At 61.0% G+C, this 16,426-nt stretch carries 17 protein-coding genes; 12 read left to right on the top strand and 5 right to left on the bottom strand.

Annotation, left to right across the window (positions count from 1 at the left end):
- Nucleotides 1-27 precede the first annotated feature (27 nt).
- The 8 genes from TX80_RS07760 to TX80_RS19950 all read left to right on the top strand — a co-directional run bounded on the left by TX80_RS07760 (nt 28) and on the right by TX80_RS19950 (nt 6,492).
- Nucleotides 28-669 (top strand): archaellin/type IV pilin N-terminal domain-containing protein, encoded by a 642-nt coding sequence (locus TX80_RS07760; protein ID WP_081661498.1) that lies wholly within the window; start codon nt 28-30, stop codon nt 667-669.
- A gap of 12 nt (nt 670-681) precedes the next feature.
- Nucleotides 682-1,413, top strand: a complete 732-nt coding sequence (locus TX80_RS19955; RefSeq protein WP_049922547.1) for an archaellin/type IV pilin N-terminal domain-containing protein — start codon at nt 682-684, stop codon at nt 1,411-1,413.
- 14 nt (nt 1,414-1,427) lie between these two features.
- Nucleotides 1,428-2,138: an archaellin/type IV pilin N-terminal domain-containing protein gene (locus tag TX80_RS07750; protein WP_449271532.1), complete on the top strand. Its 711-nt coding sequence runs from the start codon at nt 1,428-1,430 to the stop codon at nt 2,136-2,138.
- Between the two features lie 131 nt (nt 2,139-2,269).
- Nucleotides 2,270-2,725, top strand: coding sequence for a CARDB domain-containing protein (locus TX80_RS07745; RefSeq protein WP_049922545.1), 456 nt, complete (start codon nt 2,270-2,272; stop codon nt 2,723-2,725).
- Nucleotides 2,726-3,190: a flagellin gene (locus tag TX80_RS07740; RefSeq protein ID WP_049922544.1), complete on the top strand. Its 465-nt coding sequence runs from the start codon at nt 2,726-2,728 to the stop codon at nt 3,188-3,190. It abuts the gene before it with no gap.
- Between the two features lie 19 nt (nt 3,191-3,209).
- Nucleotides 3,210-4,442, top strand: a complete 1,233-nt coding sequence (locus tag TX80_RS07735; protein ID WP_049922543.1) for a FlaD/FlaE family flagellar protein — start codon at nt 3,210-3,212, stop codon at nt 4,440-4,442.
- A 95-nt stretch (nt 4,443-4,537) separates the two neighbouring features.
- A complete protein-coding gene (gene flaJ / locus TX80_RS07730; RefSeq protein ID WP_049922542.1) occupies nt 4,538-6,265 on the top strand; it encodes an archaellar assembly protein FlaJ in 1,728 nt (575 codons plus the stop codon).
- A 92-nt stretch (nt 6,266-6,357) separates the two neighbouring features.
- Nucleotides 6,358-6,492: a hypothetical protein gene (locus TX80_RS19950; RefSeq protein WP_268258134.1), complete on the top strand. Its 135-nt coding sequence runs from the start codon at nt 6,358-6,360 to the stop codon at nt 6,490-6,492.
- Between the two features lie 6 nt (nt 6,493-6,498).
- Here the strand turns inward: TX80_RS19950 and TX80_RS07725 are convergent, their stop codons facing one another.
- The gene (locus TX80_RS07725) at nt 6,499-7,140 is read right to left on the bottom strand and encodes a DUF7500 family protein (RefSeq protein WP_049922541.1); all 642 of its coding nucleotides are present in this window, start codon (nt 7,138-7,140) and stop codon (nt 6,499-6,501) included.
- A 314-nt stretch (nt 7,141-7,454) separates the two neighbouring features.
- Here TX80_RS07725 and TX80_RS07720 point away from each other — a divergent pair, with 314 nt between their 5' ends.
- The 4 genes from TX80_RS07720 to TX80_RS07705 all read left to right on the top strand — a co-directional run bounded on the left by TX80_RS07720 (nt 7,455) and on the right by TX80_RS07705 (nt 12,981).
- Nucleotides 7,455-9,563 (top strand): FlaD/FlaE family flagellar protein, encoded by a 2,109-nt coding sequence (locus TX80_RS07720; protein ID WP_081661492.1) that lies wholly within the window; start codon nt 7,455-7,457, stop codon nt 9,561-9,563.
- Nucleotides 9,564-9,566: 3 nt separating this feature from the next.
- Nucleotides 9,567-10,322 carry an ATPase domain-containing protein gene (locus TX80_RS07715; RefSeq protein ID WP_049922539.1) on the top strand — a complete coding sequence of 252 codons (756 nt, stop codon included), beginning with the start codon at nt 9,567-9,569 and terminating at the stop codon, nt 10,320-10,322.
- Nucleotides 10,323-10,337: 15 nt separating this feature from the next.
- Nucleotides 10,338-12,011, top strand: a complete 1,674-nt coding sequence (locus tag TX80_RS07710) for a type II/IV secretion system ATPase subunit (RefSeq protein WP_049922538.1) — start codon at nt 10,338-10,340, stop codon at nt 12,009-12,011.
- An 88-nt stretch (nt 12,012-12,099) separates the two neighbouring features.
- On the top strand, nt 12,100-12,981 hold the full coding sequence (locus TX80_RS07705) for a CheF family chemotaxis protein (protein WP_049922537.1): 882 nt from the start codon (nt 12,100-12,102) through the stop codon (nt 12,979-12,981).
- A 26-nt stretch (nt 12,982-13,007) separates the two neighbouring features.
- On the opposite strand, the gene TX80_RS07700 is transcribed toward TX80_RS07705, so the two are convergent.
- The 4 genes from TX80_RS07700 to TX80_RS07685 form a co-directional block, all read right to left on the bottom strand.
- Entirely contained in the window at nt 13,008-14,222 is a 1,215-nt protein-coding gene (locus TX80_RS07700; protein WP_049922536.1) for a chemotaxis protein CheC, read from the bottom strand.
- 6 nt (nt 14,223-14,228) lie between these two features.
- Nucleotides 14,229-14,585 carry a chemotaxis protein CheY gene (gene cheY / locus TX80_RS07695; RefSeq protein WP_049922535.1) on the bottom strand — a complete coding sequence of 119 codons (357 nt, stop codon included), beginning with the start codon at nt 14,583-14,585 and terminating at the stop codon, nt 14,229-14,231.
- 290 nt (nt 14,586-14,875) lie between these two features.
- Nucleotides 14,876-15,685, bottom strand: coding sequence for a CheR family methyltransferase (locus TX80_RS07690; RefSeq protein ID WP_081661490.1), 810 nt, complete (start codon nt 15,683-15,685; stop codon nt 14,876-14,878).
- A 294-nt stretch (nt 15,686-15,979) separates the two neighbouring features.
- Entirely contained in the window at nt 15,980-16,426 is a 447-nt protein-coding gene (locus TX80_RS07685) for a chemotaxis protein CheW (RefSeq protein ID WP_049922534.1), read from the bottom strand.

The following is a 16,426-nucleotide window of genomic DNA, read 5'->3' as shown; positions in this document are numbered from 1 at the left end:
GCCCGGTATACCCGGGTGCAACCTACTATGCTTGCACAAAACACAGCCGACGATCGCGGTCAAGTGGGGATCGGCACCCTCATCGTATTCATTGCGATGGTGCTGGTCGCTGCAATCGCCGCGGGCGTCCTGATCAACACGGCTGGCTTCCTGCAGACGCAGGCGGAAGCCACCGGTGAGCAGAGTACCGAACAAGTTTCGAACAACCTCGAGATCGTAAGTACGACGGGTGTCGTCAACCAGAGCGACGTCGGTCCGATCAACGAGACGCGGATGGTCGTACAGATGTCCCCCGGTGCGGACGATATTGACCTCAGCGAGATGACGATTCAGGTCATCGGTCCCGACGGAGCGACGGACCTGATCGCGGAGGACAACGACTCCACGACGAACGACAATTCCGTGGCGAACTACACCGCTGACGCGGATCACTTCGGTCTGACCGAGATCACCGACGATACCGTCCCTGACGTGCTTCAGGAACGCAGTGATCGAGTCGCCGTCGAAATCGATCTCGCGGCGATCGATGCCGCCAGCGGAAACGGACTCGACGAAGGGGAAAGCGCCGACGTGACGCTTACCCTGCAGTCCGGCTCCCAGTCGGTGACCGTCCTCAGCGTCCCCGACTCGTTGAACGGCGAGGACGCCGGTAACGACGTCCGTCTATAAACGGTGATTCAAATGTACCGACACAATAACGACCGTGGTCAGGTGGGGATCGGCACCCTCATCGTGTTCATCTCGATGGTGCTGGTCGCTGCGATCGCCGCGGGCGTACTGATCAACACGGCTGGCTTCCTGCAGACGCAGGCGGAAGCCACCGGTGAAGAAAGTACTGCACAGGTCTCCGACAGCGTGCAGGTAATGACGGCCGTTGGCATCACGAACGCGACCACAGAGTACCACGATGGTGCCGAAAGTGCCGAGAACTGGTGGGCAGAAGACGACCCGGATCGAGACGAGATCGTCCACGTAGAGTTGTCGGTGCAGAAGAGCCCAGGAGCCGGCCCGATCGACATTAGCAAAGCCACCATCGAGTACCTCAACGACGAGGCGTTGACGCTCACCCACAACGGGACGTACAACGCAGGAGCGACCGATGGCTTCAACCAATCGAACTCCTTCCTGACCGAAGAGGTCAGAGGAACGTCCGGGCCGAACGTACTGATGGCCGACGACGATCGGCTGACTGTGCACATTCCGCTCGGTGATCTGAACAGCTCCAGCGCTTTCGGCGACAGTTCCGGTCACCCCTTCACGACTCAAGACCCGGGTGAAGACGTCAACCAGCCCGGATTCATCGGACAGGGCGACAACGTCGAACTAGTGCTAACAACGGCCCAGGGTTCCCAGACGCCGGTTTCCCTGCGTGCCCCGGATATCATTCGCGACGAACCGGCGGTTGCACTCTGAAGTGATCAAACGTGATACCAACAATCGATACTGACGACGATCGCGGTCAAGTGGGGATCGGCACCCTCATCGTGTTCATTGCGATGGTGCTGGTCGCCGCTATTGCGGCAGGCGTACTGATCAACACGGCCGGCTTCCTGCAGACGCAGGCGGAAGCCACCGGTGAAGAAAGTACCGAACAGGTCTCCGACAACATCCAGGTCGTGACCTCGGTCGGGATCACCAACGCGTCGGATAACCTCGACCCGAACGGCGACGGCTGGTGGGACGAACCGGTCGACGATAACGAAGTCGCGCTCGTGAAACTGGGCATCCAGAAGAGCCCCGGTGCCGACGCGATCGATATGAGCGAGGCGACCATCGAGTACCTCAACTCCGAAGCCGTGACGCTCACGCACAACGGTACCGTCGACGATAACGGCGACATCAACGGTGGGACCGGGTTCGCGAACAACAACTCGTTCGTCACGAAAGAGCTCCGGGGAGACTCCGGTCCGAACGTGCTGATCAACGACGACGACCGAATCGAGATCCACATCCCACTCGGTGACCTCAACGAGACGAACCACAAGTACGCAGAGAGTGGTGAAGACGTCGAGCAGCCACACTTCATCTCGGAGAGCCAGCAGATCGATCTGACGATCACGACGGCGCAGGGCTCCCAGACGCCGGTTACGCTGAAGGCCCCTGACATCATCCGCGACGATCCGGCCGTCGCGCTCTGATGGAGTGAGGGAACGACGTTCGACGGTTGCGGTCTTTTTTGGCTGATTGGGTTACGAATACCGTCCCGGTCGGCACCGAATTTGATAGCGGCCGGAGGGCTTTTGACCATCGCTTGCCTCACCACGAGACAATGGGGTTCAGTACGAGTGGCGCGGTAGCCGTTATGCTCATCGGCATCCTGGTAGCGGCGAGCGTCCTCCTCCCCACCCTTTTCACCATCGGGAACGCGACCGGAGACGCGTTTTCGGCACAGGCCGAACAGATACGCGAGCAGAAGAACACGGACGTGACGATCAACAGCGCCGAAAACGCCAGCGGGACGCTGACTGTAAACGTGACGAACGAAGGAACGGTGACGTTAGGAATTTCGAAAACGACGCTGCTTGTAAACGGGGACTACGTCTCCCCCGACAATACGACCGTCATCGACGACGGTACCGAAACGACCGAGACGCGGATCTGGCCGCCCGGAACGCACCTCGAGCTCGAGGTCGACTCCATCGGCGACGAAGTCGACGGCAACGTCGAGCGGGTGAAAGTCGTGACCGAGACGGCGGTCTCGGATGCAACGGAGGAGATCCAGTAGATGTCAGGTGCATCAGCGACACATCTCATCCTGTTCGTCGCGAGCCTCGTCGTGGCAGCCGGTATCGCAGGGACGGTCATCGTCGAGGTAAACCAGTTGAGCGATGCGATAGAGACGCGAGGGACAGGTGTTGCAGACGAGATACAGACGGAAATAGCGATCATTAGCGACGAGAAGCAAAGCGATGCGATCTACAACGACAGCGAGAACGAACTGACGGTACTGGTGAAAAACATCGGTTCGGAGACCGTTCCGGTGGATGCGCAAATCGTCGATACCCTGATCGACGGGCGGTACGTGTCAAACGACGAGGTGACGGTCGAGCGCGTCGACGTGTCCGGGAGCGATTCGTGGCGTCCGGGCGGCGTGATCGAGGTCACCATCGCGAACCAGAGCGTGAGCGGCGATACGGAGATCGCCGTCATCGTGAACGGCAACGAGGACAGCATCGACGTCCACGTATGAGGTAACTATGGTACTACTGATGAGCGGGTTACTCGGCGACGGGAACGACGAACCGGACGACGAGAGCGACGACGACGGCGATCTGATGGGTGGGGCTGACGACGGATTGATGGGCGACGATATGATGTTCGACGACGACGGTGACGATGGCGACGACGGGGACGTGGAGGGTGAACTCACCTACCGGTTGGACGAAGTCGAGAAAGAAATCGAATCACTGGGGAACAAGGTCGAAACCGTCCGCGGCGAAAACGAGCAGATCAGCGAGTCGATTACGACGGTCGAACGGAACGTCGACAAACTCGTCGAGATGTACGAGATCGTAACCCAGGGGATAAACCCGTTCGTCGGCGATCAGGAACTCGGCAACGCCTTCGAAAGCGCTGCCGAACAGGGCGGCGGGTTCGGGGCCGACCCGGGAGACGAAATCGACGACGACATCGTCAATTCGGACGCGGAAACTCTCCTCGACGACGACGAGTTCGAAGAGGCGGATGACGCGTTGGACGACGAGTTCGAAGAGGCGGATGACGCGTTGGACGACGAGTTCGAAGAGGCGGATGACGCGTTGGACGACGAGTTCGAGGCGGACGACGCCGATCTCGACGACGGAATCGACGCCGTTCCCGACGAACCGGACGACAACGCCGAGTTCGAGGAGGAACTGGCCGTCGAGGAAGAGCCGATCGTCGACGACCTCGACACCGAAGACGATCTCGAGGCCGACGACGGAGAGACCGATACCGTCGACGCCGGCGAGGATGGGGACGAGGACGCGGCCGTCGATCACGACCGCTCCGAGAAACGAGACGCCGCGAGCGACGACTCGACGGCAACAGCGCTCGAAAACGCCGTCAACGGTGAGATCGGTGACCCGCCGTATCTGGTTCGTCACCCGTCGAGAAACGACGCCGAAGTCGCGACCCTCGAGTGGATGCGGTTTCTGGTCGACACGGCGGGAGTCGACGGCGCGGCACAGACGATCGCGTACTACGAATCGGTCGGTTGGGTCTCGGACGCGGTCGAGACGTACCTGCAATCGCTGTTGAACGGGTTCCGCGACGAAACGGAGCCGCCGGCGGAGACGTCGGCGGCCGCGGACGACGGCGGTCCCGACCCGCGGTCGGTCCTGAGCACGAGCGAACACAAACGGAGCCTGCAGTACATCGCGTGGATCGCGACGCCGGAGAAAGAGCCGAGCCTGTTGCGTGATGACGACGAATCCGACGACGGCGCCGCTCCGAACCGGTAACCAGCCGGAAGCTTTGTATGGCGAGCATAAATACGTAGTTCGCACGAATCAACGATCACGGTCCGGCACGGATCCGGACCAGCACAGAACGTATCATGGGTATTACCGATAATACCAGCGCGCTAGGCGATTTCGGCAAGTCCATCATCCGGTCGTACGACGAGATGGATCTCCCCGCGCGGATCTACGTTCCTGCGGTGCTCTTTCCGGCGTTTTTGATCTTCCTCGCGACGATCGCCGGCGCGATCGTGGTGAACGTCTTCGGGTTCGTGCGGCTGTTGTTGCCGGTACTCGGACTGCTGGTTTTTCTGGCTGCGGTCGCGTATCCGCGTCTCGCGGTCGATCAGCGACGGATCGAGATGGAAAACCGGTTTCACCTGTTCGTGATCCACATGACGATTCTGTCGACGACGAACATCGACCGGATGGAGGTGCTCCGCCAGCTCGCAAAGGAAGACGAGTACGGCGAACTCGCGGCGGAGATGCAGCGGGTCGTCGATCTGGTCGACGTCTGGCATCTGAGCCTCGGCGATGCGTGTCGCCGCCGGTCGAAAGCGGTTCCCAGCGAGTCGGTGGCGGACCTGTTAGAGCGGATGGCGTATACCCTCGGGGCCGGACAGGAACTCGACGAGTTCCTCCATCAGGAACAGGACGTCCTGATCGAGAAGTACTCCACGGTGTACAGACAGTCGCTGGGGAACCTGGACGTGATCAAGGACCTGTACCTGTCGCTGATCATCTCGATGACGTTCGCGCTCGTGTTCGCGATCGTATTGCCGTTGCTGACCGGGAACGATCCGATGATGACGACGAGTACCGTGATCGTCCTCTTCGTGTTCGTCCAGCTCGGGTTTTTCTTCGTGATCCGGGCGATCGTTCCGGACGACCCGATCTGGTACCTCGAGGACGGCTACCGTACCATGACCAAGAAACGGTTGCTCGGTTCGACGGTCCTCGGGTTCGGGCTGAGCGTGATCCTCATCGTCGGGATGACGCTGGTGTTTTTCGGCCTCGTTCCCGGTTCGCAGGCCATCCCGGTCAAATCGATTCCGCCGTTGCTGTACCTGCCGATCGCGACGATACCGCTTTTGATCCCCGGCGGCGTGTTCATGTACGAAGAACGGCAGGTGTTCGATCGGGATCGGTCGTTCCCGAACTTCATCCGGGCGCTTGGGACCAGCGAGAGCGCGAAACAGAGTACGACCTCGGAAGTGCTCTCGACGCTCCGATCGAAGAACTTCGGCCCGCTGACCGAGAACATCGACGACCTTTATTGCCGGTTGAACATGCGGGTCAGTACCGAGAAGTCGTGGCGGTACTTTACGGGCGATACGCACTCGTTTTTGATCCAGAAGTTCAGCGAGATGTACCTCGTCGGCCGGGAGATGGGTGGTGGCCCGAAGCAACTCGGAGAACTCATCAGTACGAACATGAGCGCGATCGTCAACCTCCGGGAGGAGCGTCGCCAACAGACGACGACGCTCGTCGGCGTCGTCTACGGGATCACCGCAGCGTCGGCGTTCGCCTTTTTCATCGGACTCGAACTCGCGTTGATGCTCTCGAGTTTCGACATCGACCTCGAAGGGCAGATCATGGGCGGATCGCTGGTTCACACCGAGCAGTACGACGTGCCCGCCCTGCGGTTCCTGATCGTGCTCGTGTTGATCTTTAACGCGTTCATCTCGTCGCTGGTGCTCCGCGTGGCCGACGGCGGCCACTACGGCAACTCGTATATCCACTTTACGGCGTTGCTCTGGATCGGCGCGATCACGGGGACGGTCACGGAGCGGCTGGTGGGGCTGATCATCTCGGTGGACCTGTAGCGTGTCGCTCCCGGCCGGGCGATCTCGGAACGCGGCCCGGCAGGTGGCCAAAAGAGGGATTATCGCCGGTTCACAACTGGTGGCTGTTACAGATGCATCCCGATCCAGCACGATTCTGGCGCTCGGCGCGTGGGATCGAATCGATACACAGCGGCATACTCCTGTTCGGGTTTTCGGTCCTGTTGGCGCTTTTCATGGCCGCCGTCATCTTCCTGAACGGCGGCTGATGACCGCTACTCCAGTGCCTCGAGCAACTCCCCGATGGAGTCGGACTCGTCGAGACCCCGTTTCGCCGCGGCGGTACGGATCTGGGTCGGCGTAAGCGGCGCCGTGAACTCGGATTTCGCAAACAGCAGCGAGGCCGTTTTCGTCGTCGGCGTGTTCCGGGCGACGTTCTGGGCGTACCAGAGGACGAGATTGTCGAACGTCCCGACGACGTCGTCCGAGGTCGTCCGGTGGCGGATCGTATCGTTCCCGAACCGGGAGACGATGTCGACTGCCAGCCGGGAGTCGACGCGCTCGAGTTCGTCCGCGAGAACGGAGCGAGCGGCTTCGGGACTCGGTGGCGTTCGGGCGACGGTCTCGTCCGGTTCCGGGGGGAGACTGGCACGGTCGTCGGTATCCGGCGTGGCGGCCGGCCGTGGCGATTCGTCGTTCGATTCGGACTGGCCGTCGGGAACGCGTGGCGGGTTGTGATCGGCGGAGACGACGTAACGGCCGTCGGCCATCTCCGTGACGTACGGACTTTCGGTGAAATCGAGGTCCTCGGGCGAGAGGGCACCGCCAGCGTTGGCGCCGGTTGGCTGCTCACCCGGGAGGACGGGGGGTACGTCCGCGTTTCCTTTGGGATCGGTATCTTCGTTACTGTTTGTCATGGCCCGTTCGTTGGAGAGGGTTACACGCGAACCGAAAAGAAACCTTTGCTTGGACTGATACGAGGTTCGGACGGGACGTGTGCTGTGCATCGAACGCGTCTGCACACGGAAGAGACGCGATGCGAGGGCGTCTCGGAACAGCGAGGGGAACCTGCCTGTCGGCCACAATTACTTAATACGTAGGTTCGCAAAGTATTCGTGAATGACTACTCGTAGCCGAGCGGGACGGAGAGTGAACCATCTCTGGCGCGGCGGGTCTTCAGCCGGAGCAGGCTACGAGCGCAATCGAGACACGGGAGAGTGAGGCGTTCACCATGCTATTATCCATAATCGGGAACATACTCGGGGACGACGATGACGGGAGTACTGACTCCGGGAGCAGCGGCGATGATCTGATGGGTGGTGATTTCTCCGGCGGTACGAGCGACGAGGCGTTGATGCCCGGAACCAGTACCGATGGTGACGCGAACGGTGGCGGCGGGATGGGCGGCGGCGAGATGGACGGTGGCGACGATCTGTTCGGAGACGGCGGAGAGAGCGGTGGCGGCGACGACGATTTACTCGGCGACGACGCCGGAATGGGTGGTGGCGACGAGATGTCGATCGACGGGATGGATAGTATGGGCGGGATGGATGGTATGGACGGCATGGATGACGGCGGCGGCAGCGACGGCGGCGTTTCGAGCGAGATCGAGGCGCGCGTCGACGAGATGGAAAACGAGGTCGGGTCGCTGGCGTCGACGGTCAATACAGTCCAAAGCGAGAACGAAAACATAAGCGAGTCGCTCGACGAGATCGAGGAGAACATCCGGAAACTCCTCGAGGTCTACGAGATGGTGACCCAGGGTGTAAACCCGTTCGTCGAGGGTGACTCGCTGAGCGATACGTTCGATGGGGGCGGCGGTGGCGCTGCAGCAGGTGGCACGGGCGGGTTCGACGGCGGGAGCCTGTTCGACAGCGACGACGGCGACGACGAAGAAGAGGAGATGAGCGAAGACATCGCGAACGCGGAAGCGGAGGACTTCCTCGACGAGAGCATCGTCGACGACGAGGGTGTCGAAGACGACTTCGATGATTTCGAGGAGGAGGAGGACATGAGCATGGAATCCGATACTGAGAACGAGTCAGGAAACGGTTCGGACGACGAGGATCTGTCGTTCGACGAACTGAAATCCGAATACGAGTCCGGGGACGCCGACTGGGACGGCGGCTCCAAGGAGGAGAGCGAGGCCGTCGCCGAAGCGTTCGAGGAGGAATCCCCGGAAGACGAGGCCGAGTTCGACGACGCCGGTGACGACCTCGAGTTTGACGACGAACTCGACGCCGAGGCGGGCGACGAACCCGACGCCGGCTTCGACGACGCCAGCGACGAAACCGGAGACAGCGCCGTCGCGGACGCCGCCGACGGCCCGGATACGACCGAGTCACGCGACGAGGCGAGGACGACCGACGACGCTGGCGACACCGGGGCGCTGCCGTGGGACGACGGCGGTCGCCCGTATCTCGACCGCGTCCCCTCCGAGTACGACACGGAGTTCGTCGTGATGGACTGGCTCGAGTACCTCGTCGAGCAGGCCGGTCTCAACGGGGCAGCGCGGACGATCCGGTTCTACGGATCGATTCAGTGGGTGAGTCCGTCGGTCGAAGACCACTTGCAGACCGTACTGAACGGGTTCGGCGGCGGTCCGACAGTTACCGACCCCGAGCCACGCTCCTCGCTTGGGGTCAACCACAAGCGGAGTCTGTGGTGGATCAGCCAGATCGCGACCCCGGCGAAGAAACGCCAGACGTATGACGATTGGCTGTCGGAGGAAGGCATCGCGATCCGACAGGAGCTGTCCACGGTCGCCGGAAGCGAGGCCGAACGAGCCGGCTCCGGGCGGGAGTTGACGTATACCGAGACGGTCGGTGCGGACATCGACGCCGCGGGTGAGAACGACGGGGACGACGAGGACGGGCTGGACGGAACCCGTCCCGTCGAATCGGCCACCGACACGATCGACGAGGACGGATCGGCCGCCGATCAGTCGCCCGATACGAACGACGACGAGAGCGGGATCGACAACAGCGCCCAGAAAATCCACATCGACGAAGCGGACGAAACGGAATCCGGCGTCGAGGACGAACCCGTCCCCCGCGAGGCACGGGAGGTCGCCGAGCCGGAGATTACCGACGGCGGACAGATGATCTGGGTCGATTCCGACGTCATCCTCTCCGAGTCGGGAGCCGAACTGCGGACGCCCCAACGCGAGTACCGCCCCGAAGACGGGACCGAATACGATGCGACCGGAGCCGAGCCATCGGCCAACAAGTACGTAAAGCCGCTGGTCGTACCCGGAGAAAACACCGATCTAGATGGCTGGAAGATCGAACACATCAAACTGCTACTCGCACCGGACAACGACGGCGACCACGGGAGGTGAGCCATGAGTCTCAAGAATATCTTCTCTATCGGACTGGACGATCGCGATCGATTGAACAAGGAACTCGGTGGCGGGATTCCGACCGGGAGTATCGTACTGATGGAAGGTGACTACGGCGCAGGCAAAAGCGCGATCTCACAGCGGTTCACGTACGGACTGTGTGAAACGGGGAAGTCGGTGACGTTCCTGTCGACGGAACTCGAGATAAAGGGGTTCGTCGACCAAATGAACTCGTTGAACTACAACGTCGAGGAGCATCTGCTGTTCGAGAACCTGCTGTTTCTCCACGGCGACCTCGACAGCGGCGGCGTGCTCTCGGCGACCGACGAGGAGCAGTCGCGGCAGGATCTGCTGACGGATCTGATGGAAGAGGAGACGATCTGGTCGGCCGACGTCATCATCATCGACACGTTCGACGCGATTTTGCGCAACGATCCGAAGTTCGAAGCGCTGGTTAGACAGAACGAAGAGCGTCAGGCAGCCCTCGAGATCATCTCGTTTCTCCGTGACGTGATTTCACAGGGAAAGATCGTCGTATTGACCGTCGACCCGTCCACGGTCGGCGAGGAGGCGATCGGCCCGTTCAGATCGATCGCGGACGTCTTCATGGAACTCGAGATGATCGAGGTCGGAAACGACATTCGCCGGCAGTTGTTCATCAAGCGGTTTGCCGGAATGGGCGAACAGGTCGGCGACCGGATCGGGTACTCGGTTCGGTCGGGAACGGGAATCGTGATCGAAAACCGGAGTGTTGCCTAACACGGTGACGGTCGCATGACCGAAATGGGGACGCCGAAGCCCTCGGACGAATTGCAAGAGCTTGCGGCTCGTCGGCCGCATCTCCGCGAGCACTTGAAGAAGTTCAAACAGATCACCGGCGAGTTCCCGCTGTTGATCGACGAACCGTCGGCGGAGTACGAGTCGTCGCACCCGAACGTCCTGTACCCCGTCGGCGGCCCGATTTACAGCCACGTCTACGGCGACGTCGGGACGAAGATGCAGTATTTCGCCGTCGAGCCGACGCTCTCGGAGGAAGAGCAGGCAGTCTTCTCGACGGTCAAGGACTCGCTGCTTCGCCGAAGCGCGAACAAGAAAGCGCCGGAGAAGGATTCGGAGTACGACGACCGCATCGAGGAGCTGCTCAACGAATCGACCCATATCAAAAGCGAAGAACTCGACAGTCTGATCGAACGCCTGAAGGTCCGGTTTCACCCCGGCATTCAGGAGATCCCACAGGAGACCTACGAGAACATCCGGTACCGGTTGAACCGTGACATCGTCGGCCTCGGTCCGCTCGAGCCGGTCATGCGCGATCCGGCAAACGAGGACATTCACGTGATCGGTCCGAACGAGTGTTACGTCGACCACGGCGTCTACGGAATGGTCGAGACGACGGTCGATTTCGGAACGGACGAGGAGTTCGACCGCTGGCTGAGCAACATGGGCGAGCGGATCGGCAACCCGATGACCGACGCGGAACCGATCGTCGACTCGACGCTGCCGGACGGCTCGCGTCTGAACGTGATCTACAGCGACGACGTGAGCGTGAAAGGGCCGAGTCTCACGATCCGTCAGGGCGACGAGGTGCCGCTTTCAGTCACCCAGATTACGAACTGGGGGACGCTGTCGCCCAAGCTGGCGGCGTACCTGTGGCTGTGTCTCGAGAACGAACGAACGGTGTTCGTCGTCGGGGAAACGGCGTCGGGGAAGACGACGACGCTGAACAGCATCATGTCGTTCATTCCGCGGGACTCGAAGATTTACACGGCCGAGGACACGGCCGAGGTGTTGCCGCCACACGACACGTGGCAACAGCTGTTGACGCGGGAGAGCCGAAGCGAGGACAGCACCGACGTCGACATGTTCAAACTCGTCGAGGCGGCACTGCGGTCGCGCCCGGAGTACATCGTCGTGGGTGAGGTTCGTGGTGAGGAAGGTCGAATGGCGTTCCAGGCGGCACAGACGGGTCACCCGGTAATGCTGACGTTCCACGCGAGCGACATCGTCTCGATGATCCAGCGGTTTACCGGCGACCCGATCAACGTGCCGGAGACGTTCATGGACAACGCCGACGTGGCGCTGTTCCAGAACCGCGTCAAGCAGGGCGACGACGTGTTGCGACGCGTGACAAGCGTCCAGGAGATCGAGGGGTACTCCGACCAGATGGACGGGGTCGTGACCAGACAGGTCTTCTACTGGGACCCCGTCGAGGACGATATCATCTTCCAGGGGATGAACAACTCCTACGTACTGGAAGAACAGATCGCGACGCTGCTTGGGTACGCGGAGACGCGGGACATCTACGACGACCTGCAGTTCCGCGCCGACATCATCGAACGGATGATTCAGGAGAACATTCTGGAGTACCACGAGGTCAACTCCGCGATCGACTCGTTCCAGCGCGACGGCGTGGAAGGGTTGCCGTTCCATATCGCACGACCGGACTGACGCGGTTCGCGGCTCCGGCCCTGTTATCGAAGCCCAACCGCACGAGCGGGTGCAAAGGGCTAAGAGATTACACTCAATATAGGAGCGTATGACCGAAGACGTCGTCGCTGATTTCACTGGGCGGTTCTTTCTCAATCAACGTGGTGGGCAAAGCGGGACGCCGACCAAGGGTCGAATCATCATGACGAAACAGCGCCTCGTACTCGCCACGAACGACGGGAAAACGACGATTCCGCTCTCGAGCGTCATCGACATCAACGTCGGCACGGTCCCCAATCACGTCAAGCAGTTCTTCGACGATACGGTGACGATCGGCTACGACACCGACGAGGGGACACGGAGTGCCGTCATCGAGAGCAACGGCGAGACGGTCGAGACGTTCGTCGCGATCCTGTTTCGCTGTCTACTGAACGGCCGATCCGTTGCGGTGAAACACCCGGGGAAGGTCGGCGGGCGGGTGACGGACACGGCCGTCAGGACGGGAACGCTCCGAATCAAGGACCGACGGATCGAGATCAGTACCGACTCCGGAACGGTCGCGTTCGACATCGAGACGATCATGGGGATCACGCGCTCGAACACGCTCGGGGATCGCGACGACCGCATCACGCTGGTCGTCAAGTACATCGACCCCGACTCCGGGCGCTCGAAGACGTCGTTGCTCTCGCCGACGAAAGGCCAGTACGTGAACTTGCTCGCGCGGTATCTCCGCCTCGAGTTCGACGAGTTGCGCGAGGAGATCGAGGACATCGAACTGACCAACCCCGAAAAGCGGGTGCTGGTCAGCGTGCACGCGACGGGCGGCGACATCGATTTCACGAACATGCTCGACGGGGACCCGGCGTACGTGACAAACGTGTTGAACTCGGTCCAGAACAAGGAGCTGGTCGTCGAGAACGGCAACGGCATCTCGCTGACGCCGAAAGGACGGATCGTCGTGAGCCAGCGGATCGAAGACGTAAACGCGTAGGAACGGGAAGCTGCCGGTCCGTGGGGTCAGCGATCGAACAGTTCGTCCGGATCGATCCGCGTATTGTCCGAGTTCTCGATGAGGAGATCGTCGAGCGCCTGCTCGAGTTCGTCACGGCGTGGCAGGGCGAGCATCTGGCAGGTAAACACCTGATCGCTGTTGGTCTGAATGTTCGAATCGAGCATGAACGCGTGATCGTCGGTTTCCGCGATCTGTGTGGTGATCGGGTTCATGATCGAGGAGCCGGTGTCGGCGACGAACTCCGGCGGCGAGTGTTTGATTTCCGCGTTCAACACGTTCGCCCAGCCGTCGATGAACCCGCTTGTCATGATGTTGCCCAGCTCCTTCAGCGCGCCCTGTTCGACGTCGCCCCACTGCTCGTCGGTTTCCATCGGGACGAGCGAATCGACGACGGCGCGTCCGGAAGGTTGATCGAACAGGATCACGAGGTGGCCGCTGAACTTCCCGTTGAACTCCATGACGGTCCCGACGTAGCGTTTGTTCCCGACCTCCATCGGGATGTCCTCGATCGGAACGAGCGTCAGCCGGCTGATTTCGACGGTCGTGTCGATGCCGGTCATCGACGTGATGTTCGTCGCCGCCTTCTCGGCCCCCTCTTTGGTCATGTCGTTGAAGACCTTCAGCTTCTCGACGGAGACGATCTTGTCGGTCTGGGGCTTGAACGCACGCTCGAGCGAGGTCGAGTCGGGAACCAGCAGGATGCGGAAATCGACCGGTTCGTTGACGCCGTCCTGTGAGGCTTCGACGCGGCTGCGGAAGACGAACAGGTAGTTATCGTCCTGAGTTGCCGATTTCGGGAGGACATCGGTTCCGGTCCCCTCGATGTAGGTCGGCGGCGAACTCTTGATCTTCGCGTTCAGGTAGTTCGCCCAGCCGTCGACGAACCCGCTGGACATGATGTTCCCGACCTCTTTGATGCTGCTTTTTTTCTTCTCGGGATCGTCGGCCGGGACGAGTTCGTCGGTGATCGCCGTCCGTCCCTGTTCGTCGAACGCGAGGACGACTTCGCCCGAGATTTCGCCCCGGAGATCGATGTTGACGCCGGCGAACTCGTTGCCGATAAACTCGTACTCGAGGTCCGACGAGGACATCAGCGAGACGTTCGTGACCTGCACGGTCGTACTGATCCCCGTGAGTTGCGAGAGGGACTGGGCGGCGGACTCTGCGCCGTCGTGAGCGAGCTCCTGATACGTTTCGAGCTCGCGGATATCTATTTCCATGGCAGCTTACCCGGCAGCGATACTGTTCAGTTCCTCGAGCACGCTCTCCTTCTGGAACGGCTTCGTGATGTACCCTTCCGCGCCCGCCTTGATCGAGTCTTTCATCTGCTCGGCCTGCTCGACGCTCGTACACATGACGATCTTCGCGTCCGGATCCATATCCGTGATCTCGTCGGTCGCTTCGACGCCGTCTTTGATCGGCATCACGATGTCCATGAACACGATATCTGGTTCCTCTTCTCGGTAGAGTTCGACGGCCTCGACGCCGTTTTCGGCTTCCCCCACGATGTTGTGGTCCTCTTCGAGGATTTCCCGGAGGAGGTCCCGCATAAACCCGGAATCGTCCGTAATCAGTACGTCCATAGGCGGGTCAATACACGCAGATTACTTAATGATATTGACCAAGATAATGACATCCGCGATCGGTATAAACGGGCCGGCGGACGGACGACATCCCGAACGGTGATGGCCGAGCCGTGTAGATTCTCGGTCGGTGTCGCGCCCGGGACGGCCACAAGCTTTACAGACGTATGCGTATAAATTGGTCCACTATCTGATAACAGAAACGGTCGTGGCTGTTGGTCTATTCCCCGCAGGGGCCGAAACGAACGGGGGGTGAACCCACGGCCGATCCTGACGGACGTTGAGAGCGGTTACGTCCGCTCGTAGATGCGGTGGCGGTTATCCGTCGCGCTGAACTCGGATTTGAGCGCCGGCGGGATCGTCTCGCTTTTCCCGATGACGAGGTACCCATCGGGCCGAAGCGACCGTGCGATCGTCTCGAGCATGGTTCGTTTGTACTCGGTGTCGATGTAGATAAAGAGGTTCCGACAGGTGACGAGGTTGAACCCGGACTTCGGGCCGCCGTTGATGAGGTCGTGTCGCTCGAACGTGACGCGTTCCTTGACCGAGTCCCGAACGCGATAGGTTTCCGCGGTCGAGTCGTACTCGACGTACCGGTCTGGATTGGAGAGGTAGTCGAGTTCGCCTTCGATGTCGGTCGTCCGCGATTCCTCATAGACGCCGTTCCGGGCGACCTCGAGCGCGTCCTCGCTGATATCGGTCGCCAGAATGCGAACCGCGGATTCGTCGATCCGCGGGTCGTCGTGGGCCAGCATCGACAGCGAGTACGGTTCCCGGCCGTCGGCACAGGCGGCACTCCATATCTCGAGGCGATCCGTGGTCGACGACAGCGTCCGGAGAACGTCCCGAATGCCGTCCCAGACCCCGGGGTTTCGAAAGAAGCCCGTGACGTTGATACTCATCGAATCGAGCAACGCGGCCTGTTCGTCCGGGTCGGACTGCAGGAGATCGAAATACTCGTCGTAGTCGTCACACCTCGTTCGCCGTATCCGTGCCGTGATGCGGCGATCGAGGTAACTATCGTTGTAGTGACTCGTCGCGAACGACAGGTCGGTTTCCATATACTCGAGGAGGGCGGTAAATGAATCGTCCGTGGTCACAGTACGTTCACACAGGATTCAAATTCCGCAGCGCAATAAGTTTACGGCCCGAATCGTGGCGGTTCGTTGTGATGTCTCCGTTCGGTTTGCTCGCGTGCAGTCCGGCGACGCTCCGAGGCCCCGCCTGGAGGAGAACCGCACGCACCTCGCGTACTCACGGTGGTCGTGTCGCCCGCCCTCGGACTCACCGACGGCGGCTTCAGGTTCGCTCCGGAGCCGAACCCGGAGATAGTGTATTGCGGGCAGTGATCGGAAAACGGCGCGACGGTCGAACGGGTGAACAGCGACGGTCGGTCAGACGCGAACGTCGGTCGGATCGATCCAGAGGACGAACTCGTCTTCCTGTCGAACGACGCCGGCGATGCCTTTCCCTTCGACCGAGGTGTCGACGGTTTCGACGTTGAGTTGCCGGACCTGTCGGACCTCGTCGGCGAGCCAGCCGATCCGTTCGTCGGAGCCACGTTTGCGTTTGAAGACGATGATCCGGCTGCCGAGTTCGGCGTCGGCGGCGTCGTCGAAGATCGTCCGGAGGTTGACGATCTTCGTCGTTTCGCCCCGGAGATCCATGACCCCCTCGACGTGAGGGGGCGTGTTCGGAATCGCGGTCAGTTCGTCGGTGTTGACGATCTCCGCGACGTAGCCGATGTCGATGCAGTACCTGTTCTCGCCGAGATCGAACTCGAGTACGTGCGTGGTGGTTTCGGCTGCGTCCGCGTCGATAGTGTGTTCTGTCGTTGCCAT

Origin of the sequence: Halopiger djelfimassiliensis, from assembly GCF_000455365.1 — an archaeon.
Taxonomy (GTDB): domain Archaea; phylum Halobacteriota; class Halobacteria; order Halobacteriales; family Natrialbaceae; genus Halopiger_B; species Halopiger_B djelfimassiliensis.
This window is presented reverse-complemented; position numbering and strand designations above follow the sequence as displayed.

What these genes read in the sequence shown, in the direction of transcription:
- TX80_RS07760 (WP_081661498.1), top strand. Translation starts at nt 28, where the DNA reads ATGCTTGCACAAAACACAGCCGACGATCGCGGTCAAGTGGGGATCGGC.
- TX80_RS19955 (WP_049922547.1), top strand. Translation starts at nt 682, where the DNA reads ATGTACCGACACAATAACGACCGTGGTCAGGTGGGGATCGGCACCCTC.
- TX80_RS07745 (WP_049922545.1), top strand. Translation starts at nt 2,270, where the DNA reads ATGGGGTTCAGTACGAGTGGCGCGGTAGCCGTTATGCTCATCGGCATC.
- TX80_RS07740 (WP_049922544.1), top strand. Translation starts at nt 2,726, where the DNA reads ATGTCAGGTGCATCAGCGACACATCTCATCCTGTTCGTCGCGAGCCTC.
- TX80_RS07735 (WP_049922543.1), top strand. Translation starts at nt 3,210, where the DNA reads ATGAGCGGGTTACTCGGCGACGGGAACGACGAACCGGACGACGAGAGC.
- flaJ (WP_049922542.1), top strand. Translation starts at nt 4,538, where the DNA reads ATGGGTATTACCGATAATACCAGCGCGCTAGGCGATTTCGGCAAGTCC.
- TX80_RS19950 (WP_268258134.1), top strand. Translation starts at nt 6,358, where the DNA reads ATGCATCCCGATCCAGCACGATTCTGGCGCTCGGCGCGTGGGATCGAA.
- TX80_RS07725 (WP_049922541.1), bottom strand. Translation starts at nt 7,140, where the DNA reads ATGACAAACAGTAACGAAGATACCGATCCCAAAGGAAACGCGGACGTA.
- TX80_RS07720 (WP_081661492.1), top strand. Translation starts at nt 7,455, where the DNA reads ATGCTATTATCCATAATCGGGAACATACTCGGGGACGACGATGACGGG.
- TX80_RS07715 (WP_049922539.1), top strand. Translation starts at nt 9,567, where the DNA reads ATGAGTCTCAAGAATATCTTCTCTATCGGACTGGACGATCGCGATCGA.
- TX80_RS07710 (WP_049922538.1), top strand. Translation starts at nt 10,338, where the DNA reads ATGACCGAAATGGGGACGCCGAAGCCCTCGGACGAATTGCAAGAGCTT.
- TX80_RS07705 (WP_049922537.1), top strand. Translation starts at nt 12,100, where the DNA reads ATGACCGAAGACGTCGTCGCTGATTTCACTGGGCGGTTCTTTCTCAAT.
- TX80_RS07700 (WP_049922536.1), bottom strand. Translation starts at nt 14,222, where the DNA reads ATGGAAATAGATATCCGCGAGCTCGAAACGTATCAGGAGCTCGCTCAC.
- cheY (WP_049922535.1), bottom strand. Translation starts at nt 14,585, where the DNA reads ATGGACGTACTGATTACGGACGATTCCGGGTTTATGCGGGACCTCCTC.
- TX80_RS07685 (WP_049922534.1), bottom strand. Translation starts at nt 16,426, where the DNA reads ATGGCAACGACAGAACACACTATCGACGCGGACGCAGCCGAAACCACC.